This is a genomic window from Cedecea davisae DSM 4568 (genome assembly GCF_000412335.2).
In the GTDB taxonomy this organism is placed as follows: Bacteria; Pseudomonadota; Gammaproteobacteria; order Enterobacterales; family Enterobacteriaceae; genus Cedecea; species Cedecea davisae.
This window is the reverse complement of record NZ_KE161030.1, coordinates 892089-918268: the sequence shown is the minus strand read 5'-3', so window position 1 is coordinate 918268 and position 26180 is coordinate 892089. Positions and strand designations below refer to the sequence as shown.

Sequence of the window (26180 nt, the reverse complement as noted above, 5' to 3'; positions counted from 1 at the left end):
TTAATAACTAATCAAATTTGAAGCGCGTCTCTGCGTAACGATACATAGGCTGCCAGACAAAAATAATGCACAGCAGAACCATGAAGCACATAGCCAGGCAGCCCAGAGCTTCCTGTGGGTTTTGGCCCGCATCACTGGCCAGAGAAATAAAGGCTCCGAGTCCGTGCGTCTGTAAGGTGATTTTCCCCCAACTCAGCACTTCCGCTGCGATAGCGGTATTCCAGGCTCCACCAGCCGCAGAAATAACGCCGGTGACGATGTAGGGAAACACTGCCGGGAGCGTGAATCGGGTCCACCAGAGTAAGCCACGGAGATGAAACACCCGGCTTGCTTCCACGAGTTGACTTGGGATCATGGAGGTTCCGGCAATGACGTTAAACAGCACGTACCATTGCGTGCCCAACATAATCATTGGAATTGTCCAGGTGCCCAAATTCTGATGCCAGGCCACAATCATAAAGGCTATCAATGGATAAAAGACGTTGGCAGGCACCGCCGCCATCACCTGAATAATCGGCTGGAAAAAGCGCACAAGTTTTGGCCGCAGACCAATCCACACACCCAGAGGTGTGAAGATAATCACGCTTAACACCATTGCTCCGATGACTCGAGCGGCGGTTAGCCCCATTAAGCCGGGAAGTGAAGCCAGGTACTCCTTAGGAATAAACAGCCACAGCTGATGCCCGTAATAAATGCAGCCGACCACGATAGCCAGATACCAAAGGCTGGACCACAGCCAATTCATTTGCGCAAGGAAAGCAAAAAGTCGGTTTAGCTTTAGTCCATACCACGCTTTAGGCAGAACAAATAACCAAAATATGGACAACTTTTTACATGCGCGCCCTAAGCCAAGGCCTATATGTGATTGACTAAGGCATTGATAGAACCATGAGCCTGGAATTTTTCTGTCACTAACATCCTCATATTTGAACTGATGCGCATAGCGAACCAGCGGGCGGAATAGCAGTTGATCGAAGATGAGAATATTGATGATAAGGGCTAATACTCCCAGGATAACGCCGTTGAGACTGCCATTCTGTAAAGCGATACCGATATACGAGCCAACCCCGGGTAAATTAGTACTGCCATCCCCTACGGTAAGCATCTCTGAAGCAACCAGCGCAAACCAGGCCGCGGACTGAGAGACCATCGTATTCCACAGCAAACCCGGGAACGAATAGATGAACCCCAGACGCCAAAATTTTTGCCATGGGTTATAACCAAAAGCCTCAGTGGCTTCGGATAACTCATCAGGCACGACCTTTAGCGTCTGATATAACGTCAGCATCATATTCCAGGCTTGTGCGGTAAAGACTGCGAAAATAGCCAGCCCTTCAAGCCCCATAACGCTGTGCGGATAAAGTCCGAGAAAAAATCCCGTCGTGAATGTCAGGAATCCGACTAAAGGCACCGACTCCATAAAATTTACGAAAGGTAAAATAACCCTCCTCATGGGAGCATATTTTGCTGCTAATACCGCAAACACTATCGAAAAGAGCATTGAGTAAAAAAGCCCAATAAGCAATCGCATAGTTGTGCGCAATGTGTAATAGGGGAGTAAATGATAGTCCAGGCTAACGTCTGGCAACGAGTGACCGTCGAAAGGGGTGTGCATTCCCTGCCAACCATAAATGAACAAAATGATGCAGGCCGCTATAATAAAGCCAACAATCAGGTCGTTCACAACAGAAGTCTTCTTGCTTATGTGTGTTGTTAAAACATGCATAATAGGAAACTCCGCTCATTAACTTGCACGCATGAGGTTACCCTCGCTGAGCGCGAACGAATGAGACAAGATTAGATTTATAAACCCTAAAAAGCCCTGGCGACTAAGATTTAGCCGTCAGAAACAGGCACCACCAGGGCTTATTACGAATTATGGCAATAGTGAGTTGATATTATCTTCAACGACACGTTGCCTTTTTTGTTTCAGTTTGAGCTGGAGCTTACCGGCAAATTGTCCCCATACCGTAAGCTTTTTATTGAAGGATGTATGAAATGGCGATGGTATTGACTGAACAGTGTCTGCCAACATTGAGAAAATGATTGTGCTTTTAGCATCAACATAAAACATGTAGCGCTTTGTGAGTAGCGACATACTACACCTCAACCTGAGTGCATAAAATGAAAGATCAATTTCCGGCAGTTTCATGGCAACTGCACAGACCGTCTCCATTGAATACACTGAGTCTCAATGTAGATAGTCAGCCCATATGTTCCTCTCTCGATGGAGGTTCATCAGAAATATTACAAGTCATAAATCTTCTCCTGTTCATTTTCACTTAAATGTGTAAGCGACATCTAGCGTAGCCGCGCACCCGCCATTATATCTCTTCATCAGGGCTACCCGAGAGCTCCCCTTTTGAAAGACAGCCTATTATAACCCCTGGCACACTGTGGGAAATAAAAGAATAAGCTTCGGTTAGGAACCGTTTAGTTATGTCAAGATAGGAAATAATATGTCAAAACAATAATAATAACCGTAAATTGTGTATTACAACAATTTATAGGGAAATACATTTCAAACAGTAAAATAAATACGATAACAGTTACATAATACTTACCGGCAGTCGCTATCTTCGGGTTCAATATGGACCATGACATTGAGTACATCAAAAACGGCCATCACCCTTTTTCTGGCGTCTATCGCGATTTCATGGCCTTCCCGGATAGACAGATCCCCGTTGACTTCGATATGGACATCAACCAGAGCGTAGTCGCCCATTTTACGTGTTTTCAAATCATGAACTCCCTCCACACCTGTCGTAGACAACAGGCAAACCCTTATTTCATGTTCCAGTTCAGTATCAACAGAACGATCCATCAAGTCCTGAAGAGCGTCAGAGGAGAAGTGGTAGCCCATCCGGGCAATGAAGAGGCCGACAATCAGAGCAGCAATCGAGTCCATCATATGGAACCCCAGCATATTCCCGATAATGCCGATCGCCACAATGACCGACGAAGCCGCATCAGATCGAGCATGCCAGGCGTTCGCGATAAGCAAAGATGACTGAATGCGTTTGCCAACAAACAGCATATAGCGGAAAAGGGTCTCTTTTATCACCAGCGCGATTAGAGCTACCCATATTGCTAAGGGGTTTATCTCCTGAGGCAAGCTGTTATGAAGAAGTTTTCCCCCGGCCGACCAGATAGTACCCAGCCCCACTAAAAGAAGAATCGCCCCGATAATGAGCTTTCCGCCGTTTTCAAAGCGCAAATGGCCGTAGTGATGGTCGTCATCACACTCCTTCTGCCCTTTCTTATTAGCAATTAAAACGACAAAATCAGAAGAGAGATCTGAAAGAGAATGAATCCCATCTGCAATAAGCCCCTGCGAACCTGAAAAAATGCCGGCTATTATTTGGAATACAGACAGGAAAAAATTAATGCAGAGACTGACCAGCGTGCATTTTTTTGTTTCAGACGCACGTAACTGAGATTTATTATTATTTCCATTCATGACTTTCAATAACCATAATCATTCGATGGAGGTATTTTGCTGAACCTTTATTCAATTAACATTAAACACAGCGGCTTCATCAATCAGTAATTTTGTGTATTCTAAATAGTTGTCATTTACATTCTCTAATCATTCATGACTATTCATTGTCATGATATAAATTAAAAAATAGAGGATAGCCGCAAGGAGCAAAGGCAAATAAAAGAAGCGATTCAGGCTCATTGAGTCAGTCAAAAGGTAGCAGCCCGAATGGGCTGCCAGTTACGGTTACTTACACTCACCGGAAAGGGTAATCAGCAACGCATCATTAACTTTCGCATCTTCGGAGGCGAAAACAGCGATACCTTTAGCCATTTTTCCTGCCTTCAGCTGGCCTTTAGCCAGAGCCTCATCCACGGTGTCGAGCTTAAATTCCTTATGGTCAGGAGAGATTGCTTTCAGACACACTTTGGAGAGATCAATATCCTTATCAGAGACGTTTGCAACCATCACTTCAAAGGTGTTGGTATAAGCGCTTTTTCCACCCACGGACATAGAACCGGTGGATTTATGGGTAGCATAAACGGCAATGTTTTCAGGTGTTGCAGCTACCGCGGAAAAGCAAAAACTGGCCAACGCCAGAGATGAAACAAGAGTAAGTACCTTCATCGTAAAATCCTTTCTTTAGGGTTAACATCTCAGTCACTGCGGATACCGCAGCCCAGCCTTAAGAGTAGTTGCCCTAACCTAAACCTCCCGTAAATTGCCGTCGATATGGTACCAACGCTTATCGTTCTAAAATCCGAACGCTGCAAGATAATGACGACTCTGTAGCGATCATCCTTACGGGGTTATGCTTATTTTCGCGCCCTGCTGCCCGCCCGCGTAGACTCGGTTTTCACGAGCAAGTTTGATCCAGTTCCACGTCCCGAAAGCGGCGATGAAGATAAGCAGCGTGTATTCCAGAGACATAAAGTAGACGCCCTGCTTCGCATACAGCCAGACCGAAAGTACGTCCAGCCCGCACCAGATTATCCAGTTCTCCACATACTTTTTGATCATCAACACCGTCGCCACAATCGACAAGATCATAATGGTGGAGTCCGCTATCGGGTAAGGATCGGGAATCGCTTCCGGGCGCTGTAACGTCACGCCGAAGAGCTGCAACACGCTAACCGCCACGTTGCTCAGCCAGATAAACACCGCATCAATATTCGCCGCCACCAGCGCGATGCACAGCACGCTGATAATCGAAACCACCAGGGTCTGTTTAACCGGCATCCATCTGACCACCATCGCAGGGCTGGCCGAATTGTCGCTTTGATACCACATGTACCAGCCGACAATATTGGCCACCAGGAAAAACACCTGTAGCAGCATGCTGGCATACAGCTGGATCTGGTAGAACACCAGCGTGAACAGCAGCACGTTTAAAATGCCGAACAAATAATTGATGGTGATTTCACGGCTGGCCAGCCAGATATTAATCAGCCCCAGAACGGTGCCGATAGCTTCAATCCACGAAAGATCGTAGCCGCCGGTGCCGAGGGGAATATGAACCATGATGTTGTGAATACTAAAAAGTTCGAGCATAGCGGCCTCTTATTTATTGTTATTTTGATTTAGCAGGGAAATAACCTGGCAGGTTGTGGCAACCCAGCCGTAGTTCTCTTCAATAACGCTCATGGACTCCACCATGCGTTTCTCGCTCATCGCCGCAATGGCATCGCTAACCGCGAGCGTGGCGTAGGCGTGGTTCCAGGCCTGGCGCACCGTATCTTCCACGCAGCACTCGGCCACCACGCCGGTAACGACCAGAGTATCGACTCCAAGCTGGGATAAATGCTCCCCCAGCGAAGTGCCATAAAAGCCGCCGTAGCCGTATTTAAAAATGGTGAATTCATTATTTTGGGGAGTTAGCTCATCAATAACCGCCGATCCATCGAGCTCGCCGTCCACATCGCGGTAGCGGCGGGTAAAACCGAGGCGGCAGGCCTGGGTGGTTTCATCAAGCAGGCTCATCCACGAGAATTTGCCTTCAAGGCGTCTTTTAGGATCGTTCTCCACCGCCAGCCACCTTAAAAAGACCACCGGCTGCCCTGTTTCGCGGAAATACTGCAATAGCGCTAAGTTGCGGCCAATAATATCCCTGCCGCCCGGCACCTCCAGCGGTGCTCCGTCCCGAATAAAGTCGTTCTGCATATCAACGATAATCAACGCTGGTTTTTTAATCGCGGGGAAATTATCTGTACTCATCTTCTTCTCCTGTTGCTTTAACAGGAGTTGAGCAAGCTTTGTGCCAGCTTCTGGCGGCTATTTTGGCGCATTAAGGCGGGGCTGTTTCTTTGCCTGGTTAAATTGGTCAGACGATATATTTCACTACTTAAGCGATCCTTTGCCTCTCGCCTGATTGCCCGCCAGGGGCCAGATTTGGCGTTTAGTGCCGGGGGAGGAAAACATCAGCTAAGGGCGTTAATGCACCAGAAAGCGCGGGTGCAAAGGCTGACTGCACCAGCGCGGCGCATAATTACTCTTCGCCGATGGAAAAGTTGCCTTTCAAATCACCGGCGTACTGGCGCAAAAATTCAATCAGCGCTTTCACCCGGGCCGGGAGGTAGTTTTGCCCGCTATACACAATCGAGAGCGCCAGCGGCGCGGCCTGATGCTCAAGCGCTACTTCGACCAGTTTTCCCTCCTGCAAATAGCGGGCGCAGGCCTGCTTCGCGAGGATGGCAAAACCCAGGCCAGCGACCGCTGCCTGAAAGGCCATTTCACCGCTGTTCACCCGGTAGTGCGCTTTAACGGCAACCTTCTTAAACCGCCCGCCGCTCATCATAAACTGCCACGCCTCGCCGTTGAGCGCGCTAACGGTGGTAATGCAGGGCAGCTGTTTTAGCTGCGCAATGCGCGTGGGGTGGCCAACTTTCTGCAACAGCTGCGGGGCGGCAACCACGCAGCAGGGGAACGTAAGCAAAGGAAGGGCAATGATGCTGCTGTCCGCCATTTTGCCGCGAGAGATAATCACTGCGAGGTCAATATCCTGCTTCAGCACTTCCTCACCGGAGAGATTGGTGGTGCAGGAAATCTCCAGCAGCGGATGCATAACGGCAAATTCCGCCAGCGCTTTAGCAAACAGCGCCGGGCCAATCTCGTTGGGCACGCACAGGCGAAGCTGCCCGGTGAGCTGATTTTGCTGGAGCGAAAGCGCCACTTCGGCGTCCGTCAGGGCATCCAGCATGGAGCCCATGCGGGTATAAAGCAGCTGTCCGGCCTCGGTCAGCTTCAGGTGCCGGGTGGTGCGCTCGATCAATCTGAGGTTCAGCCGCTCCTCCAGCTGCTGCACCTGGCGGCTGACGTTCGAGGTCGGCATTCCCTGCGCTTTTGCGGCCCCGGAAAAGCTGCCGTGCTTTGCCACTTCAACAAAAACACGCAGGGCATTCAGGTCCATTTTCGGGCGCATTGATTATCCCATTATTGATAAAAATGATTGCTAATTTTAACGGCTAATCACCCTTTTCACCATATGACAAACTGTGTTCATCTCATTTTCACAGGCTCTGTATATGCTCCGCACTGACAATAAAAGACTCACGGTTATCGCCCTGACAATCGCTTTTCTGCAATTTACCAACGCTCTGGAATATATGGTTTTCAATCCCGTATTTACCTTTATGGCTCCGGACTTTTCCGTGCCCGTCACCTGGTCCGGCTATATTACGGGGATCTACACCCTGGCGGCGGTCATTTCAGGGATTGGCGCTTTTTTATGGGTCGATAAGCTCAATAAAAAGCGCCTGCTGGTAAGCAATATGGCGCTGCTCGGCCTGCTGACGCTGGCTATCACCGCCACTTCAAGCTTTGACATGCTGCTGGTGCTCCGCCTGCTGGCTGGTTTTATCGGCGGCACCACCATGGGCGTAGGCATTGGGCTAATGATTAACCTCACCCCACCGGCGCAACGCGCGAAGGTACTGGCGACGGTTCTCGCTTCTTTTTCAGCGGTGAGTATTGTCGGCATGCCTGCAGTGCTGTTCATTTGCAGCCATTTTCACTGGCATTTGGCGCTGGGCGTTATTGGCCTGCTGTGCTTTATTTCATCGGCGCTGGTGATGGTTTTTGTGCCTCAGGAGCCGCGCCTGGAAGGAACCGCAGGGCGTCTGAAAATCACCCCGGAGCTGCTGCTTTTTGCTTCCGCCACAGGGCTGGCGCAGTTCAGCCCAATGCTGATTATCCCGGTACTGGTCCCACTATTAATCCAGAGAATGCAGGCCGCAGAGGGGAATTTAGCGTGGTTGTTTTTGCTGGGCGGTATTGCCGGGCTTCTGGCAACAAAGCTCACCGGCATGCTTGCCAATAAGTATTCTGCTTTTTGCATCACGCTGCTTTCAGGCGCGTTTTACCTCGCGGCTTTTACTCTGCCGCTGTCCGGCTCTGCGGCGGGCTGGCTGTTTATGGTTATCTTTATCAGCACCTCTTATTGCCGCCTTGTAGCCAGTTCTGTTGTCTCTATCCGTTACCCTAAAGACGAGTGGCGAGCCGGGTTCAACTCGCTGCAAACCGCGATTATGCATCTGCTGACCGCTCTGGCATTTTTCATCCCGGCCATCATCTTTCCGGCCACAGAGATGACAACACGCTCGCTTAACCAGCTGCTGCTCCTGGCCGCAGCCAGCTCCGCCCTGCTGCCGCCGTTTATTTGGCTGCTGGAAAAAAGGCTGGCGAGAACTCAACTGGCGGATTAACAGCCCCAGGGCAAAGCTCAAAGCACGGAGCCGCAAACCGCTCCGTGCCTTAAAAATGAATGCCCCACCCCGCCATCAGGCCCGGCAGTTGAGAAAGCAGGTATAGCAGCAGCCCAACCGTGCCGCCCACCAGCGTGCCGTTGATGCGGATAAATTGCAGATCTTTGCCAATATTAAGCTCAATCTGGCGCGACATATCTTTTGCATCCCAGCTTTTTACCGTGTCGCTGATGTGGCGGGTAAGAAACGCGGAGAAGTCCGGCGCAACCTGCCTTGCAGCCTGCTCAAGGTGCTCGTTAAGCGAGGCGCGCAGGGAGGCGTCCGCCATCAGCGTTTCACCCAGCCATTGCCCCGCTTCGGCAATACGTTTTTGTACTCTTGAGTCATCGCTGGCGATATCCGCCTTCAGCCAGCCGCGCAGGTCGTTCCACAGCTCGCCAAGGTAGAGATTAAATTTCTCGTCCCCTTTCAGATACTCTTTGATGCTTTCCGCTTTCGCCGCCATTTCAGGATCGTTTTTCAGATTTTCGATCAGGCGCTGAACGGCGCGGTCGAAAGCGCCGCGAATTTGATGCGCACGATCCTGGCTAACATCATCAAGCAGAGAATTTACCGCGTCCGTCACCAGCTCCGCGCTCTGCTCGCCCAACCACTCGGTCGGCAGCACTTTAGCTTTGATCGGGTGCTCGGTTTCCAGCCAGTGTTCTATCTGGTGGGCGATAAACGCCCGACTTGAAGGTTTGGCAAGCAGCGTCAGCAGTTGGGCAATAACCGAGTCCAGCAGCGCCTGGTGCCGATTATTTTTGGTCAGGCTCTCCAGCAGCAATGCGCTGGAGTAGCTCAGGTCGACTTTATCAATCGCCTTATGCACCGCCCTGCGAATAAGCCCCTGAATGCGGGCATCATCGGTTAGCGACAGAAAGGCCTCCATCACCTTGAGCAAATGCTGCCCCACGCGCCGCGCGTTATCCGGCTGGCTGAACCAGGCGCCCATCATCTGGGCCGGTTCGTGACGGCGGATAAGGTTAATTAGCGACTGGGTATCAAGAAATTTCTCCTGAACAAAGACGCCGAGATTGTCGCCAATCCGGTCTTTATTACGCGGAATAATCGCCGTATGGCGGGAAATAAACGGGATCGGCACGCGGCGAAAAAGCGCCACCACGGCAAACCAGTCCGCCAGCGCGCCGACCATAGCGGCCTCAGAAATAGCCTTCAGGCCGCTAACCCAGAAACCGGGCGGCATAAACAGAGTCGCGATAAATACGGCGGCAGCAATCAGCAGTAATGAGAGAGCCAGCCGCTTCGCGCGCTTTAATTCAGTCAGTTTTTCCATCATTTAATCGTAGCGCCCACATCGGCCACCAGCCAGTCGTGGAACAGCGAGACCTCCTGGCGGCGGGTCGATCTTTCTGAACGGACTATAAAATAAGACCAGCGAAGCGGCCATTTATGCTGCGGGAACAGCTGGCGCAGCTGCCCATGCTCAATCAGCTGCTGCACCAGAGCTTTGCGTACAACCGCCACGCCGCGCCCGCTCAGCGCAGCCAGTATCACCGCAGACGTGGAGTTGATGTGTAGCCCATTTTGCTGAGATGCCGGTACGCCGATATTTGCCAGAATCCTCTCCCACGTGGGGAAATCCGCGCCGGGATGAGGCGTGTCATCAAAGATAAGCTTTTGCTTCGACAGCCAGTCGGCCTCGGTAACGCCGCCCAGCAGCTGCGGGCTACACACGATAACCGCCTCTTCATCCATCAGCCACGTTGACTGCAAACCGGGCCAGTTTCCGGGGCCGCAGCGGATTCCCACGTCGGCCTCACCGTGCAGCACGTCGGTCAGTTTTTCGGTGACGTTGAGGCGCAGATCGATGCTGTCGTGCTGCTCTGAAAAGCGGTTTAGCCGCTCCATCAGCCAGTTCATCATCAGCACCTGCGAAGCCGTGATAACCACGACCGCTCTGGCCCTCGCGCCCCGCAGTTTGTTAAGGCCCTGCTCCAGGCTGTCCAGCCCGGCGGTGATGTCCTGCAACGCTTCTTTTGCTTCGGCTACCAGACTAAGCCTTTCTTTGCCGCTGCGGGTGCGGTGCAGCAGCGGGTGGCCTACCCATTCCTCCAGCGAACGAACCAGTTGGCCAACCGCCGCAGGCGTGACGCCCAGCTCCTCTGCCGCCCCGGTAAAGCTGCCGTGGCGCGCGGCTGCTTCAAACGCGTGCAGCCATTTAAGACGGTTTAGCGACCTCATCTTTTTTCTCTATTCGCTCACATTGCTTACAAGATAGTTTTTCTTTCTCGTTATGCAAGTTCTTATGCTTCGCCACGCCGGAGGGAGGCTGGCATTCTGAGCCCATTCCGGAGCGCCAGAACGGGCTGCTCTCCTGTTATTCAGTAAAATAAAACGAGGTCACAATGTCCGCATCATTTGTTGGTAAAAAACTTTTAGTTGTTGGCGGCACCAGCGGCATGGGCCTGGAAAGCGCCCGTATGGTGCTGGAAAACGGCGGCAAAGTTGTGCTGGTAGGCAACCGGGCAGAGAAAGCAGAGCAGGCACGCCAGGCGCTCTCCGCTCTGGGCGAAGTGTCGGTCATCGTGGCCGACCTGATGAGCCGCGAAGGTATGCAGAGCGTGATAAGCGCGATTAACGCTGAGCATCGTGACATCAGCCTGCTGGTGAACGCCGCCGGGGTTTTCTTCCCAAAACCGTTTATCGAGCATGAAGAAGCCGACTACGACATGTATATGAACATTAACCGCGCAACATTCTTCATCACCCGCGAAGTGGTGAAAAACATGGTGGCCGCCGGGACTAAAGGTTCTATCGTGAATATCGGTTCCATGTGGGCGCAGCAGGCCATCGGCGCAACGCCTTCTTCCGCCTATTCAATGGCAAAAGCCGGTTTGCACGCTTTGACTAAGAATCTCGCCATTGAGCTTGGGCCGCAGGGCATCCGCGTCAATGCTGTTTCTCCGGCGGTGGTGCACACGCCGATTTATGAAGGTTTTATTCCTAAAGAAGATGTCGCGGGCGTGATGGGCAGTTTTGACAGCTTCCACCCGATTGGCCGCGTAGGCACTCCGCGCGATGTGGCAGAAGTGGTGAGCTTCCTGCTGTCCGACAATACCAGCTGGGTTACCGGCGCGCTGTGGGACGTGGACGGCGGCGTAATGGCTGGGCGCAACTAAGCTGTCATGCCGATAAAACAGAAAAAGCGCCCCAGAGGCGCTTTTTTGCTATCAACCCGGCAATTACTGAGCGTAGGTTCGGCAATTATCCGCGTTGAGGATTAACCCCACGCGGCTGGCAGCAACCTGGTTTTCAGTGTGCGTACCGGCAAAGGCAAAGCCCTTTTTCACCAGATTAACGGTGTAATATTTGTTGTACATAAATGCCCAGACGATCATCGCGATCATCGAACCAATCCCAAGAGTAATGAAGCCCAGGATCAGCAGCACAACAAATACGCCGATAAAGGTAATGAAGTCCTTACGGAACAGCGCAGGGAACGAGCCAAAAAACAGTGTAGTCCATGAAAAACCATAGAAGCCGGTTACCGTTTCACCGGTACGCGGGTTCTGCATCAGGATCTTTGTAGCCATCCAGAATCATCCTCGGTATTAATTTGATATTTTTATGTCCGGCCTTAAAAACAGCCGTAACCGGCGTATCATACAAACAATTGCCCCCATTTTGATAGCCGCTAATTTAAATAGGTTTATTAACACGCAGATCGCAAACCAGATGAAATCAAACTGATTTCTCAGGCCGTTAGTGCCAGGATTACTGAAACGTTACCAAAAGGAGATTAACGATGTATAAAACCATCTTAATGCCGGTGGATGTTTTTGAAATGGAACTCACCGATAAAGCCATCCGTCACGCCGAATACCTCGCGAAAGAGTCCTCCGGCACCATCCACCTGCTGTACGTTCTGCCCAAATCCCCGCTGTTTAATACCCACGGTTTTTCTTCTGATATCCGCAAGTTCGACGAATACCTGAAGAAAAATGCCGAAGAAAAAATGGAGGAATTGCGCGGGCATTTCTCGCTGCCCAAAGAACGCGTAATTGTCGATATTCGCTACGGCTCGGTGCGCGACGAAGTAAACGAACTGGCTCAGGAAATTCATGCCGACGTGATTATTGTTGGCTCAAGGAATCCTTCGGTTTCAACCCATCTGCTGGGGTCTAACGCCTCGAGTATTATTCGACACGCGCATTTCCCGGTCTTTGTTATCCGCTAACGGGAATAAATAGCCTGCTTGCGCAGGCTATTTTGTTTTTAGCTAACATTTCCCCACACCAGGTTGCCCTGATGGAACGTCGCGGTGCGCGGGGAGATACGCGCCACCGCCTCCGCCGAACAAGAAGCATCCACCAGCACAAAACTCGCCTCATCCTGCGGCTTCGGCCAAACCTGCTCGCCTTTATCGTTCAGCGGCAAAATATTGCCGGTGGCAATGGCAAGCGAACGCGACAGGCTAAGCTCGCTCGGGCGAACATAAAGCTGCGCATAGAGATTGGCTTTTTCCAGCATGTCGCCCAGGCCATACGGCGACCAGTGATCGATAACGCTGTCGGTGCCGGTCATCACCATTACGCCTTTCTGCTGCAACTGCTTGAGCGGCATATGCAGAGTGCCAATCGGCACCGTTGAGGCGATGGAAATCTGCTGTGCAGCCATGCGCGTGGCAATCTCGTCCACCTGCTGCGGGGTGAGCATTGCCAGCGCAAAGCCGTGGCTGATGGTCAGCTTGCCCTTAAGCTGAGGCGTTTTTTCAACCGTCTCAACCATATAATTCACCGCCGCCACGCCTGCCGGGCTGGTTTCGTGCAGGTGAATGTCCACCCCTTTGTTGTAGTCGAGCGCTATCTGGAACATGGTGTCGAGGGATTTTTCCATCGCCCCGTCCACGTTGGTCGGGTCCAGGCCGCCAACATAATGCGCCCCGGCCTGCATCGCTTCCCGCATCAGCGGCTCGGATTTAGACAGCAACAGGCCGTGCTGAGGAAAAGCCACGATTTCACAGCTCAGCCCGGCTTTCCTCTGCTCCAGCACCGCCATCAGGTTTTCGAGGTTTTTAAGGCCGGAAACCGGCTCAATATTGCAGTGGCTGCGCGCCACGGTAGAGCCCTTCGACTGGATCAGGTCGATAAGCTTTCCGGCACGTTCGCGGGTATACGGCTGGAGTTCGGGCAAAATTTTCCGCTCATAGGCAATCATGTCCATGATGGTGGTGCCTTCCGGGCGGTTATGTACCTGCCACGGGCCGCCGTAGAAGGTTTTATCGAGGTGGATATGCATATCGCGCATCGCCGGGAGCAGCAGTTTGCCGCCCGCGTCATAGGCGTGCAGCGCGCCGTCCGGGTGCGATTTGTTGGCGTGCAGGGCAGCAATTTTACCGTCTTTAATTTCAAGCGTATTCAGCACCGTACGGGTACTGACGGCCACGCCGTCCTGGTAGTTAAACCCGTTTTCAAGCAGCACGTTATCCAGATAATAGTGCTTTTCGCTAATGGCGCTCATGCGGTTGTCGTTCTCACAAAGGGTTGCAGGTGCTTTCGCGGCCCAGGCGGTGGTTCCCGTTGCGCCAAAAATGGCACAGGCTGCGGCAACTGTGCCCGTGCCGCTGAGGAAGTCGCGACGGCTTTTTTCAATTTCAGTCATTTTTATTTTTCTGCCTTAAAGAGTGAAAACCAGAGATAGAGATAAAGCGATTAGGCCCCTGCGTTAATCAGCAGTTGTGCGATTTCGCGGAAGCCTTTTTCATTAGCCAGCTCCAGCGGAGTTTTGCCGTATTTATCCGTCATATGCGGGTTAGCGCCGTGCTCCAGTAGAAGCTGCACAATCTCCTGCTGCTTCTCTGCGCCATCGTTTAAGACGATAGCTTCAAGCAGCGGCGTCCAGCCGAGGAAGTTGGTGTGGTTGACGTTAATTTCGGTGTGAGCCAGCAGTTCACGCACAATTTCAACATGCCCTTTTTCGCTGGCAGGCGTGATGCCCACGCCGCCGAAACGGGTCAGACGCGTCAGGTCAGGCTTAGCGGGTAACACCAGGCGCAGCAACCTGAGATCGTTATTCAGGCAGCTCAGCAGGAACGGGTTAAAGCAGGTTTCGTCCTGCATGTTGATGTCCGCTCCGGCGTCAATCAGCAGCGCCACGCAGTCATATTGTTGATTGAGGCTGGCTATCGTGACCGCCGTTCTGCCCTGGCGGTTGGTTACGTTTATCTCCACGCCCTGCCCGAGGCATTTTTTTAGCGTCGCGGTGTCGCCCCTTACGGCTGCCGTCAGAAACTCGGTAACCAGCTGTTTTTCAGACATTGTGTTCTCCTGTCGTGCGCTGTAATTCCTGATATTTGAGAATACCAACCGTCCCGGTTGAATAACATCCGCTTAAAAAAGATTCATCGCCGGAGGCGCTATTGTTGAATGAGTTTTAACAATCATCCTGCCGCTTGTGTCAAAATCCCGCTAACCACCGCCGTGAAGAGGGAACGACGTGAACTCAATCTTTACCGAAGAGAATTTGCAGGCATTTACCTGCGCCGCGCGCTACGGCAGCTTCAGCAGGGCGGCCGAAGAGCTGGGTCTCACCACTTCCGCTATCAGCTACACCATCAAGCGGATAGAAACCGCGCTCGACGTGACGCTGTTTATCCGCAACACCCGCAATATTGAGCTGACCGAATCCGGGCTTTATTTCTACCGTAAAGCCAGAGACCTGCTGAATGATTTTCAGGGCATTAAGCGGGGGATCGATACCATTTCGCAGGGGATTGAGGCTAAAGTCAGAATTTGTATTAACCATCTGCTGTACACCCCGCACCACACGGCGAAGCTGCTGCAAATCCTCAAACAGCGCTTCCCCGGCTGCCAGATAGCCATCACAACCGAGGTCTATAACGGCGTCTGGGATGCGATGATTAATAATCAGGTCAATATCGCCATCGGCGCACCGGATGCCCTGCTGGGCGGAGGCGGGATTGACTACACCGAAATCGGCGCCATCCGCTGGGAGTTCGCCGTTGCGCCCGCTCATCCGCTGGCAAACGCTCAGGAGCCCATCCCCGAAAGCCAGCTCAGGCTCTACCCCAATATCATGGTGGAAGACACCGCCTCGACGATTAATAAGAAAGTGGGCTGGCTGCTGCACGGCCAGGAAGTGATTGCCGTACCGGACTTCACTACCAAATGCCAGTGTCAGATCCTCGGGGAAGGCATTGGCTTCCTGCCGGATTATATGGTGCGTGAGGCGCAAAACAGCGGGCTGCTGGTCACCCGGAAGGTACACAACCCTCGCCAGCACTCGCGCATGCTGCTTGCCACCCAGCACGCCGCCACGGGTCAGGTTACCCGCTGGATCAAACAGCAGTTCGCCGCAGGCGGAGTACTGGCCGAGCTTTACCGGGACCTGATGTCCCAGGATTAACTTCGCCAGTACGTCCGGCAATTCACCTTTAAAAAGGCAGCCACGGCAATAAATAACGGGGTGATAAGCTCACCCCGCAAATCCTGCATTACAATTTCTGACAGAAAAAACCATCTGCTAACACATAAAGCTTTTTTAAATTTAATTAGATAGCAATTCATGCGCTTGAGTTTTTAATAAATTGCTAATTCCTTAGCGCTATGAAAATAATTAAGGTTCACCTGTAAGAGAACCATAATTTATTTAGGGGTTAATACCGATGTCGGAAATTATTTCAGCGCCATTTTTATATCAAGTCGATAATCAAACCTTTGAAGGATCTCTGGTGTATGCCGAAAAGGAGAGCGCGGAGCGCCCCGGCATTTTAATTGCGCCAAACTGGATGGGCGTGAGCGCCGCCGCCATCGAGCAGGCAAAATCCATTGCGGCTCAGGGCTATGTGGTGCTGGTTGCCGACCTGTACGGCCAGGGCAAACGCCCGACCAACGCGGACGAAGCCGGTGCCCTGATGATGGAAGTGAAAGATACTCCGGCAGAAGTGGGCCGCATGCGCGCCGCGCTGGACTCTCTTGCCGCCCAGAAAACGGCACCTGTTGCCGCCGGTAAACTGGCTGTCGCGGGCTTCTGCTTTGGCGGCCATTGCGCGCTTGAGCTGGCAAGAAGCGGCGTAGATATCAAAGCTGCGGTCTCCTTCCACGGAACGCTGGATACCAAAAAAACCAGCGCTGCCGGAGATATCAAAGCCTCCGTACTGGTGCTGGACGGCGCGGAAGATCCGCTGGTACCGCGCGAGCAGCTGAGCGCGTTTGCCACTGAAATGAACGCCGCCTCCGTAGACTGGCAGCTCGTCAGCTACGCCGGAGCGGTGCATTCCTTCACCGACCCGGGCGCTAATGTTGACGGCGTGGCCAAATATCACCCGGAAGTGACCAAACGCGCATTTACCCATATGTACAGCCTGCTGAACGAAGTGTTTTAAGCATTCTTTTCTCCGCTGGCCTTCCAACCGGGAGGCCGCTTTCTTCCTCCCCCTCACCCGGTTTGCACCCGCGCCCGCTTTCCCGGACAATAGCTTCTTTTAGCCTCAGGTTAACAACGTCATGAACCATCCACACCAAGCGCTGTTAAGCGCGGGCGGCATTCTGCTGCTGGCTTTCCTGTCCTGCCTGCTGCTTCCGGCCCCGGCGTTAACCCTGACGCTGGCGCAAAAGCTGATTGATACCTTCCATCTGGTCGACCTTAGCCAGCTGTACATAATCCTGTTCTGCGCATGGTTCCTTGCGCTCGGCGTTATCGAGTATTACGTGCTGCGTTTTATCTGGCGGCGCTGGTTCTCTTTTACCCGCCTGTAATTTTCTGCGCTGGCCGATATCAAAAACGTGCCGCCTTATTTGCAGAGCGGCACTTTTACCCCTCCTGCCAATAACCACACATACCAAATGGCTATCTATTTAACACAATAGATAACACCTTGTGGGTAACCGCATACCCAATGTTTATCGAGTTGATTTCACGCAATATTTGAACGGCCATAGTTGTTATTTTCGCCGCACGAATAACGTCATACCGATGAGGTTACGATGAACGTCAGCCGCAGAAAATTTTTTAAAATCTGCGCCGGCGGGATGGCTGGTACAACGGCGGCAGTTTTGGGCTTTGCGCCAAAAACCGCGCTGGCGGAGACGCGCAATTACAAATTGCTGCGTGCGAAAGAAACCCGTAATAGCTGTACTTACTGTTCCGTGGGCTGTGGATTATTGATGTATAGCCTCGGAGACGGCGCAAAAAACGCCAAATCCAGCATTTTCCATATTGAAGGCGACCCGGATCACCCGGTTAACCGCGGCGCGCTTTGCCCCAAAGGGGCTGGCCTGCTCGACTATATTCACAGCGACAGCCGCCTGCGCTACCCGGAATACCGCGCGCCGGGTTCTGATAAATGGCAGCGCATCAGCTGGGATGAAGCGTTTTCACGCATCGCCCGCCTGATGAAAGATGACCGTGACGCTAACTTCGTCGAGAAAAATGAGCACGACGTCACCGTTAATCGCTGGCTTTCAACCGGCATGCTGTGCGCTTCGGCGGCCAGCAATGAAACCGGGATGCTCACCCAAAAATTTGCCCGCTCGCTGGGCATGCTGGCGGTAGATAACCAGGCGCGCGTCTGACACGGACCAACGGTAGCAAGTCTTGCTCCAACATTTGGTCGCGGTGCGATGACCAACCACTGGGTTGATATCAAAAACGCCAACGTAGTGATGGTGATGGGCGGCAACGCCGCTGAAGCCCACCCGGTCGGTTTCCGCTGGGCGATGGAAGCCAAAAACAACAACGACGCCACGCTGATTGTGGTCGATCCGCGCTTTACCCGCACCGCTTCGGTGGCGGATATCTATGCGCCGATCCGCTCCGGAACCGACATTACCTTCCTGTCGGGCGTTATCCTGTACCTGATTTCCAACGGTAAAATTAACGCCGAATACGTCAAACACTACACTAACGCGGCGCTGCTGGTGCGCGACGACTTCAGTTTTGAAGACGGCCTGTTCAGCGGCTACGACGACGAAAAACGCCAGTACGACAAAACCAGCTGGAACTACCAGTTCGACGAAAACGGCTTCGCCAAACGCGACGACACGCTGAGCCATCCGCGCTGCGTGTGGAACTTGCTCAAACAGCACGTTGCCCGCTATACGCCGGACGTGGTTGAGAACATTTGCGGCACGCCTCAGGCGGATTTCCTCAAAGTTTGCGAAGTGCTGGCCTCAACCAGCGCGGCGGACCGTACCACCACGTTCCTCTACGCTCTGGGATGGACGCAGCATACCGTTGGCGCCCAGAACATCCGTACCATGGCGATGATCCAGCTGCTGCTCGGTAATATGGGCATGGCGGGCGGCGGCGTTAACGCCCTGCGCGGCCACTCCAACATTCAGGGTTTGACCGACCTCGGCCTGCTCTCCACCAGCCTGCCGGGCTACCTGACGCTGCCGTCTGAGAAGCACACCGACCTGCAAACGTACCTTGCGGCTAATACGCCAAAAGCCACGCTGCCGGGCCAGGTGAACTACTGGGGCAACTATCCGAAGTTCTTCGTCAGCCTGATGAAAGCGTTCTACGGCGATGATGCCCGCAAAGAGAATGGCTGGGGCTTCGACTGGCTGCCGAAGTGGGATCAGTCCTACGACGTGCTGAAATACTTCGACATGATGGACCGCAACCAGGTCACCGGCTATATCTGCCAGGGGTTTAACCCGGTGGCCTCGTTCCCGGACAAAAACAAAGTTGTTGCCAGCCTCAGCAAGCTGAAGTACCTGGTGATTATCGACCCGCTGGTCACGGAAACCTCCAATTTCTGGCAGAACCACGGCGAGATGAACGACGTTGACCCGGCCGCTATTCAGACCGAAGTGTTCCGCCTGCCGTCCACCTGCTTTGCGGAAGAAGATGGATCCATCGCCAACTCCGGCCGCTGGCTACAGTGGCACTGGAAGGGTGCGGACGCGCCGGGAGAAGCGCTGAACGACGGAGAGATCCTCGCCGGACTTTACCACCAGCTGCGCCAGATGTACCGGGCCGAAGGCGGTAAAGGCATCGAACCGCTGATGAAAATGGGCTGGAATTATCATCAGCCTGATAAGCCAGAATCGGAAGAGATTGCCAAAGAAAACAACGGCTACGCGCTGGAAGACCTGTTTGATGCCAGCGGGACTCTGTTGGCGAAAAAAGGCCAGCTGCTGGACTCCTTTGCGCTGCTGCGTGACGACGGCTCTACCGCTTCCGCTTGCTGGATTTACGCCGGGAGCTGGACCGCCAAAGGTAACCAGATGGCGAACCGCGATAACGCCGATCCTTCCGGGCTGGGTAACACCCTCGGCTGGGCGTGGGCGTGGCCAATGAACCGCCGCGTACTGTACAACCGCGCCTCCGCCGACCCACAAGGCAAGCCGTGGGACGCGAAACGAATGCTGATCGAATGGAACGGTACGAAATGGGTCGGGAACGACATCCCGGACTTCAGCACTGCGGCACCGGGCAGCGGCGTTGGGCCGTTTATCATGCAGCAGGAAGGTCTGGGACGCCTGTTCGCCCTGGACAAACTCGCCGAAGGGCCATTCCCGGAGCACTACGAGCCGTTTGAAACGCCGCTCGGCACCAACCCGCTGCACCCGAACGTAGTCTCTAACCCGGCGGCGCGTCTCTACGAAGCCGACGCCAAACGTATGGGTCGTAAGCAGCAGTTCCCTTATGTCGGCACCACTTATCGCCTGACCGAGCATTTCCACACCTGGACCAAGCACGCGCGGCTTAACGCCATCGCCCAGCCGGAACAATTTGTGGAAATCAGCGAGCGCCTGGCGAAGGCAAAAGGGATTGCTAACGGTGATTGGGTCAGGGTCAGCAGTAAACGCGGCTTTATTAAGGCCGTAGCGGTAGTGACCCCGCGCCTGCAAACCCTGCATGCAGGAGGCCAGGAGGTTGAAACCGTCGGCATCCCGCTGCATTGGGGCTTTGAGGGGGCGGCCCGCAAGGGTTATCTCGCGAACACCCTGACGCCGTCCATTGGCGACGCCAACTCGCAAACGCCGGAATACAAGGCGTTTCTGGTCAACATTGAGAAGGCGTAAGGGAGAGAACAATGTCCATGCAATCTCAGGATATTATTAAACGTTCGGCGACCAACGGTTTTACGCCGCCGCCGCGGGTACGTGACTTCAAGGAAGAAGTCACCAAACTCATCGATGTGTCGAGCTGCATTGGCTGTAAGGCTTGCCAGGTCGGCTGCTCGGAGTGGAACGACATCCGCGATGAGGTGGGGCACTGCGTTGGCGTGTACGACAACCCCGCAGATCTGAGCGCCAAATCCTGGACCGTGATGCGCTTTAGCGAAACCACGCAAAACGGCAAACTGGAATGGCTTATCCGCAAAGATGGCTGCATGCACTGTGAGGATCCGGGCTGCCTTAAGGCCTGCCCCTCCGCCGGGGCCATTATTCAGTACGCTAACGGCATTGTGGATTTTCAGTCGGAACACTGCATCGGCTGCGGCTACTGCATCGCCGGCTGCCCGTTCAACGTGCCTCGCCTGAATAAAGACGATAACCGCGTTTATAAATGCACCTTGTGCGTAGACCGGGTCAGCATTGGCCAGGAACCGGCCTGCGTAAAAACCTGCCCAACCGGGGCGATACATTTTGGCAGCCGCAAAGAGATGCTTGAAATGGCGGACCAGCGCGTCGAAAAGCTGAAAAAACGCGGCTTCGAACACGCGGGCGTTTATAACCCGCAGGGCGTGGGCGGCACGCACGTTATTTATGTGCTGCATCATGCCGACCAGCCGGAGCTGTACCACAACCTGCCGAAGGAGCCGAAAATCGACACCCCGGTCAACCTGTGGAAAGGCATACTCAAGCCGCTGTCAGCGATGGGGTTCGTTGCCACGTTTGCCGGGCTGATGTTCCACTATATCGGCGTTGGGCCGAACGAAGAGACGGACGAAGACGAGGAAGATAGCCATGAGTAAGATGATTGTCAGAACGAAATTCATCGACCGTGCCTGTCACTGGACGGTAGTAGTGTGCTTCTTTCTTGTGTCGCTTTCAGGCATTGCGCTGTTTTTCCCAACGCTGCAATGGCTGACGGAAACGTTCGGCACGCCACAAATGGGGCGCATTCTGCACCCGTACTTTGGCGTGGCTATTTTCGTCGCGCTGATGTTTATGTTCGCCCGTTTTGTGCATCACAACATTCCCGACAAGCAGGATTTACCCTGGCTGAAAGGCATTGTTGAAGTGCTGAAAGGCAACGAGCATAAAGTGGCTGATGTCGGGAAATATAACGCCGGGCAAAAGATGATGTTCTGGACCATTATGAGCATGATTTTCGTGCTGCTGGTGACCGGAATTATTATCTGGCGGCCCTGGTTCGCCGATTATTTCCCTATCTGGATGATTCGCTACGGCCTGCTTATCCACGCCGCTTCCGCCATTATTTTGATCCACGCCATCCTTATCCATATGTACATGGCATTTTGGGTGAAAGGCTCGATTAAAGGCATGATTGCCGGAAAGGTCAGCCGCCGCTGGGCGCAGAAACACCACCCGCGCTGGTATCGCGCCATCCGCGCCGCTGAAGCCAAAAAAGAGAGCCAGGAAGGGCTTTAACCTTCTTAATCGTGCCCTCTTCCCGCCCGGGGAGAGGGCACTCTCACCGAAGAATTGTGTTGTTATGTATCCACACCTCATTTAGCTAAACAACAAAACAAATCGCCCCGCGCCTGACACAGCCCGCATACAAAGAACGCGTTAAATAAGGCCATCCGCCAAACGTTACGGCGGCAACCCGTTTAACGAACTGATTCTTGCGAGGCTTATGATGAAACTTATCCGCAACCTGCTGCTCCCGCTGATTATCGCCGCTGCCGTTTCTCCGGCTTTTGCCGCCAAAGAAGTTAACCACGCTCAGGGGTTGGTCAAAATCGGCACCGTGTCTGAAAGCAGCGGCACCACCCTCTCCCTGAGCCAGCTCAACGCCAGCCTGGCCGCAAAAGCCGATAAAGCCGGTGCCAGCGCCTACCGCATCGTTTCCGCCGGGGGCAATAACAGCTATTTCGGCAGCGCGGATATTTACCGCTAACGCTTTCTTTTCTAAATGGAGAACAACATGAAACCATTGCGTAAAACGCTGCTGGCGCTGACAGCCACCGGCCTGATGAGCGGATTTGCCGCCCAAGCTGAAACCCAGCACACCATTGTTTTGGTTCACGGTGCATTTGCCGACGCCACTGGCAGCTGGGAGCAGGTGATCCCAGTGCTGCAAACGCGCCATTACGAAATTATCACCGCACAAATTCCTTTAACGTCTCTTGCGGATGACGTGGCTGCGACAAAACGAGCCATTGCCCGCGCCAAAGGCGACGTTATCCTGGTTGGCCATTCCTGGGGCGGAACGGTGATTACCGAGGCGGGCAACGATCCGAAAGTGAAAGGGCTGGTGTATATCAACGCCTTCGCACCCTCACCCGGCCAGTCTACCGCTGACTTAGCCAATAGCTTCCCTGCTCCGCCGGGCAGCGCAAAAATTATCAAAGGGGCTGACGGTTTCCTGAGCCTCGATCCTAAGGCCGTCGCCACCGACTTCGCCCAGGACGCCACGCCTGAGGCGCAAAATATTATCGGCATCACCCAGATGCCCATTGCCGCCGCGAGTTTTACCGAGAAGGTGAGCAGCGCCGCCTGGCAGCAGAAGCCGAGCTGGTTCCTGGTCGGCAGCAATGACCGCATGATTAATCCGGACCTGGAACGTGCGATGGCGAAAAAGATTCACGCTCAGATAACCGAATTGCCGGTTAGCCATGTGCCGATGCTGTATGACCCGAAAAACGTCGCGCGCACTATTTTCAAAGCCGTGAATATTACCTCAGGCAATTAACCTGGTTTTATTTAATAAGGAGGAAATAACGCTCTTAATTAATCTCTGACTATTTAATTACCCTCAGCTTATTAATTTTGATTATCTGGAGAAAGATATGAACCGTATCGCTATGTCTGCTATTGCCCTGTCTCTGGTTTCTTTCAGCGCCACTTCTTTTGCCGCCGAATTAACCGGGCCTAATCTTGAGCGCTGTTTTGGTATTGCCAAAGCCGCAGATAACGACTGTAAAGCGGGCGCGGGAACCACCTGCGCGGGCACTTCAAAAGTCGATTACCAGAAAAACGCCTACAAGATGGTTCCGGCCGGGACCTGCACCTCTATCCAGACGCCCGGCGGCCACGGCTCGCTGACCGAAGGCTAAATAACGGGGGCCACTCGCATGACAACAACGGAAAAACTCGGTGCCGGGCTGGGCTTAAAGCCCGGGCATTATGCGGAGGCTTACGCCAGCCCGCCGGACGTTTGGTATGAAGTCCATAGTGAAAATTACCTGATGCCGGGTGGCCCACGCAGAGAATGGCTGGAGGCGATTCGCCAACAGCACGCGATTTCCCTGCACGGCGTTTCGCTTTCTCTGGCGGCAGACTCCGCGCCGGACGGCAAACTGCTGAAGCAGCTAAAGGCGCTTATTGACGATATTAAACCGGCTCTGGTTTCCGAGCACCTGGCCTGGTCACGCTGGGAAGGCATTTATTACCCCGATCTGCTGCCGGTGCCGCGAACCACGCAGGTCATGAACCGGCTTATCGACAACATTAACCGTACACAGGATGCGCTGGGTCGCCAGATCTCGCTGGAAAATCCGACACATTATTTGCAGATACCCGGGCATGAGTGGGACGAAATTGAGTTTCTTAACGAGGTAAGCAACCGGACGCAATGCGGCCTGCTGCTCGATCTCAATAACGTCTGGCTCAGCGCCCATAATCTGGGATTTGATGCCGAAGCCTGGCTGGCACGCTTCCCTGTTGAGCGGATTACCGAGCTCCATCTGGCGGGGTTCAGCCGCGATGAAGGCGGCAGCGATTTGCTGATTGATAGCCATGACGCGCCGATATCTGCCGATGTCTGGCAGCTGTATCAGCGCCTGATCCAGCAGGCTGGCGCAATACCTACGCTTATCGAGCGGGACGATAACCTGCCTGCATTTGCGGAGCTGATTGCAGAGCGGGAGCGAGCTCAGCAGATCCTTAATACCGCCGGAGAGCAGCCATGAATACAGCCCTGAGTCGCTATCAGCGGGCCTTTATTGGCGCAATTTATGGCGAAGATTCGCCGGAACTGGCTCATCTGCTGAGCCAGCCGGGTTTTGCCGTCTACCGCAACGGCGTATTGAAAGCCTGTATTGATGCCCTGGAGGCTAATTTCCCCAGCGTTGCCAGCCTGACGGGCAGCGAGTTTTTTCGGGAAATGGCTCGCAGCTACGCGCTTGAACATCGCCCAACAGAAGGAGAATTAATTCGCTATGGCAAGACCTTTCCCGCCTTTATTGAAGCCTGGGCGGCGGCGGGTGAACTGCCCTATTTAAGCGCTGTGGCGCAACTGGACTGGCTGTGGCTTGAGGTCTTTTGCGCCAAAGACTCGCCGCCGCTGGATACCAACGCGCTGGCACACCTCTCAACCGATGAGCTGGCTATGCGGAAATTAAAACTGCGGGACGGCGTGCGCTGGCAATGGCACCCGACCTTACCGGCCTTCACCCTCTGGCAGTTCAATCGCTATGGGCTGGAAGCGCCAGAAAACATCGCCTGGTGCGCAGAGGGCGCTCTGCTGGTGCGGCAGCAACGGCAGATAGTTGCCGGACCATTAAGCCGGGGCGGAGCCGTGTTTCTTTCCGCCTGCCACGACGGCGCGAACCTTCAACAGGCAAGCGAGCGGGCATTGCTGGCAGAGCCCGCATTAGCTCTCGGCACTTTTTTCAGCCACCTGTTACACAGCGGCGTTTTTGCCGCCCCGGAACGTTAACCTTTGAGGCCACTATGAAAACGACTGAATTTTCTTCCCCGGAGCACGGGTTGCGCTCGCTGTGGAATAACGCCTGGCGCACTCTTGAGCGCTATGTGAGCGATAACCTGTTATTGCTGATTGCACGCGTCGGCATCGCCGCCGTATTTTTCCTGTCCGGCCGCACCAAAGTGACCGGTTTTATGACCTTAAAACCGTCCACCTACGAGCTGTTTCGCACCGAATACGCGCTACCGCTGATTCCCTACGATATTGCCGCTCACCTGGCGACGCTGGCCGAACATGGCTTCCCCGTATTGCTGGTTCTTGGCCTGTTTTCACGCTTCGCCGCCGCAGGACTGCTGTTTATGACGCTGGTGATTGAAATCTTCGTCTACCCGGACGCATGGCCAACGCACCTGATCTGGGGCGGGCTGCTGCTGCTCATCCTCTCCCGGGGCGCAGGCCGCTGGTCGCTCGATCGTTTCTTTGTCCTGGTTTAAACCTCTCGCCGGGGCCTGGTTCTGACTGAGACTCATGAATCCCATTCATAGGTTCTTGCAGATTTCACCGGCTAGTGCCCTTTCTGGATCGGGTCTACTGTATTTCTACGCACAGTGACGTTCCATCTGGAGAAGACGATGAAAATTACCCGCAGCGGCTCGCTGCCCTCGCAAAAAGGGCCTGAGAATTATTTTACCGGCACGGTTCGCATCGATGCTCCGTTCAGCGGCAGCGATAACGCCCGCGTGGGCGGCGCTACGGTAACTTTCGAACCCGGCGCACGTACCGCCTGGCATACCCATCCCCTCGGGCAGACGCTCATCATCACCCAGGGGCGGGGATGGTTACAGGAATGGGGCGGCGAAATTCAGGAGATGCATCAGGGCGATATTGTATGGATACCGGAAGGCGTTAAGCACTGGCACGGCGCTTCGCCACAAACCGCGATGACCCATATCGCCATCGCCGAGTCGCTAAACGGCAGCCCGGTTGAGTGGCTGGAAAAGGTCAGCGACGAGCAGTACAAAAAATAACGACGGTTTTTCCCCTCCCCGCCAGAAACTTTAACATTCCGCCTCTTTTCCACCCGGAAAAGGGGCTTTTTTGGTCCTACCAATTCAGATAAAAACGTGCACTTTTCTACAAAACGCCGATAAATCCTCGCCAGACCATTGCCATCGATTAACACA

General features: G+C 53.6%; 28 protein-coding genes. 16 read left to right on the top strand and 12 right to left on the bottom strand.

All coding sequences use genetic code 11. From position 1 onward, the window contains the following. Positions 1-7 precede the first annotated feature (7 nt). The 7 genes from HMPREF0201_RS04310 to HMPREF0201_RS04280 all read right to left on the bottom strand — a co-directional run bounded on the left by HMPREF0201_RS04310 (position 8) and on the right by HMPREF0201_RS04280 (position 6899). The gene (locus tag HMPREF0201_RS04310; RefSeq protein WP_016535261.1) at positions 8-1726 is read right to left on the bottom strand and encodes an ABC transporter permease; all 1719 of its coding nucleotides are present in this window, start codon (positions 1724-1726) and stop codon (positions 8-10) included. 150 nt (positions 1727-1876) lie between these two features. Beyond that, positions 1877-2098: a hypothetical protein gene (locus tag HMPREF0201_RS04305; protein ID WP_148374893.1), complete on the bottom strand. Its 222-nt coding sequence runs from the start codon at positions 2096-2098 to the stop codon at positions 1877-1879. A gap of 462 nt (positions 2099-2560) precedes the next feature. Next, positions 2561-3460: a cation diffusion facilitator family transporter gene (locus tag HMPREF0201_RS04300; protein WP_016535259.1), complete on the bottom strand. Its 900-nt coding sequence runs from the start codon at positions 3458-3460 to the stop codon at positions 2561-2563. Positions 3461-3727: 267 nt separating this feature from the next. Then, positions 3728-4108, bottom strand: coding sequence for a DUF4354 family protein (locus tag HMPREF0201_RS04295; RefSeq protein WP_016535258.1), 381 nt, complete (start codon positions 4106-4108; stop codon positions 3728-3730). A gap of 174 nt (positions 4109-4282) precedes the next feature. Continuing rightward, positions 4283-5032 (bottom strand): nicotinamide riboside transporter PnuC, encoded by a 750-nt coding sequence (pnuC, locus tag HMPREF0201_RS04290; RefSeq protein WP_016535257.1) that lies wholly within the window; start codon positions 5030-5032, stop codon positions 4283-4285. A gap of 9 nt (positions 5033-5041) precedes the next feature. Continuing rightward, on the bottom strand, positions 5042-5695 hold the full coding sequence (locus tag HMPREF0201_RS04285; protein ID WP_016535256.1) for a cysteine hydrolase family protein: 654 nt from the start codon (positions 5693-5695) through the stop codon (positions 5042-5044). A 271-nt stretch (positions 5696-5966) separates the two neighbouring features. Next, entirely contained in the window at positions 5967-6899 is a 933-nt protein-coding gene (locus tag HMPREF0201_RS04280; protein ID WP_016535255.1) for a LysR family transcriptional regulator, read from the bottom strand. A 103-nt stretch (positions 6900-7002) separates the two neighbouring features. Here HMPREF0201_RS04280 and HMPREF0201_RS04275 point away from each other — a divergent pair, with 103 nt between their 5' ends. Continuing rightward, positions 7003-8181: an MFS transporter gene (locus HMPREF0201_RS04275; RefSeq protein ID WP_016535254.1), complete on the top strand. Its 1179-nt coding sequence runs from the start codon at positions 7003-7005 to the stop codon at positions 8179-8181. A gap of 49 nt (positions 8182-8230) precedes the next feature. On the opposite strand, the gene HMPREF0201_RS04270 is transcribed toward HMPREF0201_RS04275, so the two are convergent. Both HMPREF0201_RS04270 and HMPREF0201_RS04265 read right to left on the bottom strand, forming a co-directional pair. After that, positions 8231-9517, bottom strand: coding sequence for a DUF445 domain-containing protein (locus HMPREF0201_RS04270; RefSeq protein ID WP_039897978.1), 1287 nt, complete (start codon positions 9515-9517; stop codon positions 8231-8233). After that, the gene (locus HMPREF0201_RS04265) at positions 9517-10425 is read right to left on the bottom strand and encodes a LysR substrate-binding domain-containing protein (RefSeq protein WP_016535252.1); all 909 of its coding nucleotides are present in this window, start codon (positions 10423-10425) and stop codon (positions 9517-9519) included. Before HMPREF0201_RS04265 ends, HMPREF0201_RS04270 begins: the two co-directional genes overlap by 1 nt. 164 nt (positions 10426-10589) lie before the next feature. On the opposite strand from HMPREF0201_RS04265, the gene HMPREF0201_RS04260 reads away from it, so the two are divergent. Next, positions 10590-11363 carry an SDR family NAD(P)-dependent oxidoreductase gene (locus HMPREF0201_RS04260; protein ID WP_016535250.1) on the top strand — a complete coding sequence of 258 codons (774 nt, stop codon included), beginning with the start codon at positions 10590-10592 and terminating at the stop codon, positions 11361-11363. Positions 11364-11426: 63 nt separating this feature from the next. Here the strand turns inward: HMPREF0201_RS04260 and HMPREF0201_RS04255 are convergent, their stop codons facing one another. Further along, positions 11427-11777, bottom strand: coding sequence for a hypothetical protein (locus HMPREF0201_RS04255; RefSeq protein WP_016535249.1), 351 nt, complete (start codon positions 11775-11777; stop codon positions 11427-11429). Positions 11778-11989: 212 nt separating this feature from the next. On the opposite strand from HMPREF0201_RS04255, the gene uspG reads away from it, so the two are divergent. Next, on the top strand, positions 11990-12421 hold the full coding sequence (uspG, locus tag HMPREF0201_RS04250; RefSeq protein ID WP_016535247.1) for a universal stress protein UspG: 432 nt from the start codon (positions 11990-11992) through the stop codon (positions 12419-12421). A 38-nt stretch (positions 12422-12459) separates the two neighbouring features. Here uspG and HMPREF0201_RS04245 read toward each other — a convergent pair whose 3' ends face one another. Together HMPREF0201_RS04245 and HMPREF0201_RS04240 are read right to left on the bottom strand one after the other, a co-directional pair. Next, complete coding sequence (locus tag HMPREF0201_RS04245) at positions 12460-13845, bottom strand: amidohydrolase family protein (RefSeq protein WP_016535246.1); 1386 nt, start codon at positions 13843-13845, stop codon at positions 12460-12462. 50 nt (positions 13846-13895) lie between these two features. Continuing rightward, positions 13896-14501, bottom strand: coding sequence for an ankyrin repeat domain-containing protein (locus HMPREF0201_RS04240; protein ID WP_016535245.1), 606 nt, complete (start codon positions 14499-14501; stop codon positions 13896-13898). Positions 14502-14679: 178 nt separating this feature from the next. On the opposite strand from HMPREF0201_RS04240, the gene HMPREF0201_RS04235 reads away from it, so the two are divergent. The 13 genes from HMPREF0201_RS04235 to HMPREF0201_RS04170 all read left to right on the top strand — a co-directional run bounded on the left by HMPREF0201_RS04235 (position 14680) and on the right by HMPREF0201_RS04170 (position 26024). Next, positions 14680-15609 (top strand): LysR substrate-binding domain-containing protein, encoded by a 930-nt coding sequence (locus HMPREF0201_RS04235; protein WP_016535244.1) that lies wholly within the window; start codon positions 14680-14682, stop codon positions 15607-15609. A 259-nt stretch (positions 15610-15868) separates the two neighbouring features. After that, positions 15869-16588 (top strand): dienelactone hydrolase family protein, encoded by a 720-nt coding sequence (locus HMPREF0201_RS04230; RefSeq protein WP_016535242.1) that lies wholly within the window; start codon positions 15869-15871, stop codon positions 16586-16588. Positions 16589-16709: 121 nt separating this feature from the next. Continuing rightward, on the top strand, positions 16710-16961 hold the full coding sequence (locus HMPREF0201_RS04225) for a DUF1158 family protein (RefSeq protein WP_016535241.1): 252 nt from the start codon (positions 16710-16712) through the stop codon (positions 16959-16961). 228 nt (positions 16962-17189) lie between these two features. Then, positions 17190-20237 carry a formate dehydrogenase-N subunit alpha gene (gene fdnG, locus HMPREF0201_RS04215; protein WP_147293937.1) on the top strand — a complete coding sequence of 1016 codons (3048 nt, stop codon included), beginning with the start codon at positions 17190-17192 and terminating at the stop codon, positions 20235-20237. Between the two features lie 11 nt (positions 20238-20248). Beyond that, positions 20249-21133, top strand: a complete 885-nt coding sequence (gene fdxH, locus HMPREF0201_RS04210) for a formate dehydrogenase subunit beta (RefSeq protein WP_016535238.1) — start codon at positions 20249-20251, stop codon at positions 21131-21133. Then, entirely contained in the window at positions 21120-21773 is a 654-nt protein-coding gene (gene fdnI, locus HMPREF0201_RS04205; protein ID WP_039899124.1) for a formate dehydrogenase-N subunit gamma, read from the top strand. The genes fdxH and fdnI overlap by 14 nt, the downstream gene beginning before the upstream one ends. Positions 21774-21981: 208 nt before the next feature. Next, a complete protein-coding gene (locus HMPREF0201_RS04200; protein ID WP_016535236.1) occupies positions 21982-22245 on the top strand; it encodes a YdgH/BhsA/McbA family protein in 264 nt (87 codons plus the stop codon). Between the two features lie 27 nt (positions 22246-22272). Further along, positions 22273-23040: an alpha/beta fold hydrolase gene (locus tag HMPREF0201_RS04195; RefSeq protein ID WP_039897975.1), complete on the top strand. Its 768-nt coding sequence runs from the start codon at positions 22273-22275 to the stop codon at positions 23038-23040. A 97-nt stretch (positions 23041-23137) separates the two neighbouring features. Further along, positions 23138-23404, top strand: coding sequence for a BufA1 family periplasmic bufferin-type metallophore (locus tag HMPREF0201_RS04190; protein WP_016535234.1), 267 nt, complete (start codon positions 23138-23140; stop codon positions 23402-23404). An 18-nt stretch (positions 23405-23422) separates the two neighbouring features. Further along, the gene (gene bufB / locus HMPREF0201_RS04185; RefSeq protein WP_016535233.1) at positions 23423-24259 is read left to right on the top strand and encodes an MNIO family bufferin maturase; all 837 of its coding nucleotides are present in this window, start codon (positions 23423-23425) and stop codon (positions 24257-24259) included. Continuing rightward, positions 24256-25008, top strand: coding sequence for an HvfC/BufC N-terminal domain-containing protein (locus HMPREF0201_RS04180; protein ID WP_016535232.1), 753 nt, complete (start codon positions 24256-24258; stop codon positions 25006-25008). The genes bufB and HMPREF0201_RS04180 overlap by 4 nt, the downstream gene beginning before the upstream one ends. Positions 25009-25022: 14 nt before the next feature. Beyond that, entirely contained in the window at positions 25023-25490 is a 468-nt protein-coding gene (locus HMPREF0201_RS04175; RefSeq protein WP_016535231.1) for a DoxX family protein, read from the top strand. Between the two features lie 138 nt (positions 25491-25628). Beyond that, complete coding sequence (locus HMPREF0201_RS04170; RefSeq protein WP_039897974.1) at positions 25629-26024, top strand: (R)-mandelonitrile lyase; 396 nt, start codon at positions 25629-25631, stop codon at positions 26022-26024. Positions 26025-26180 lie beyond the last annotated feature (156 nt).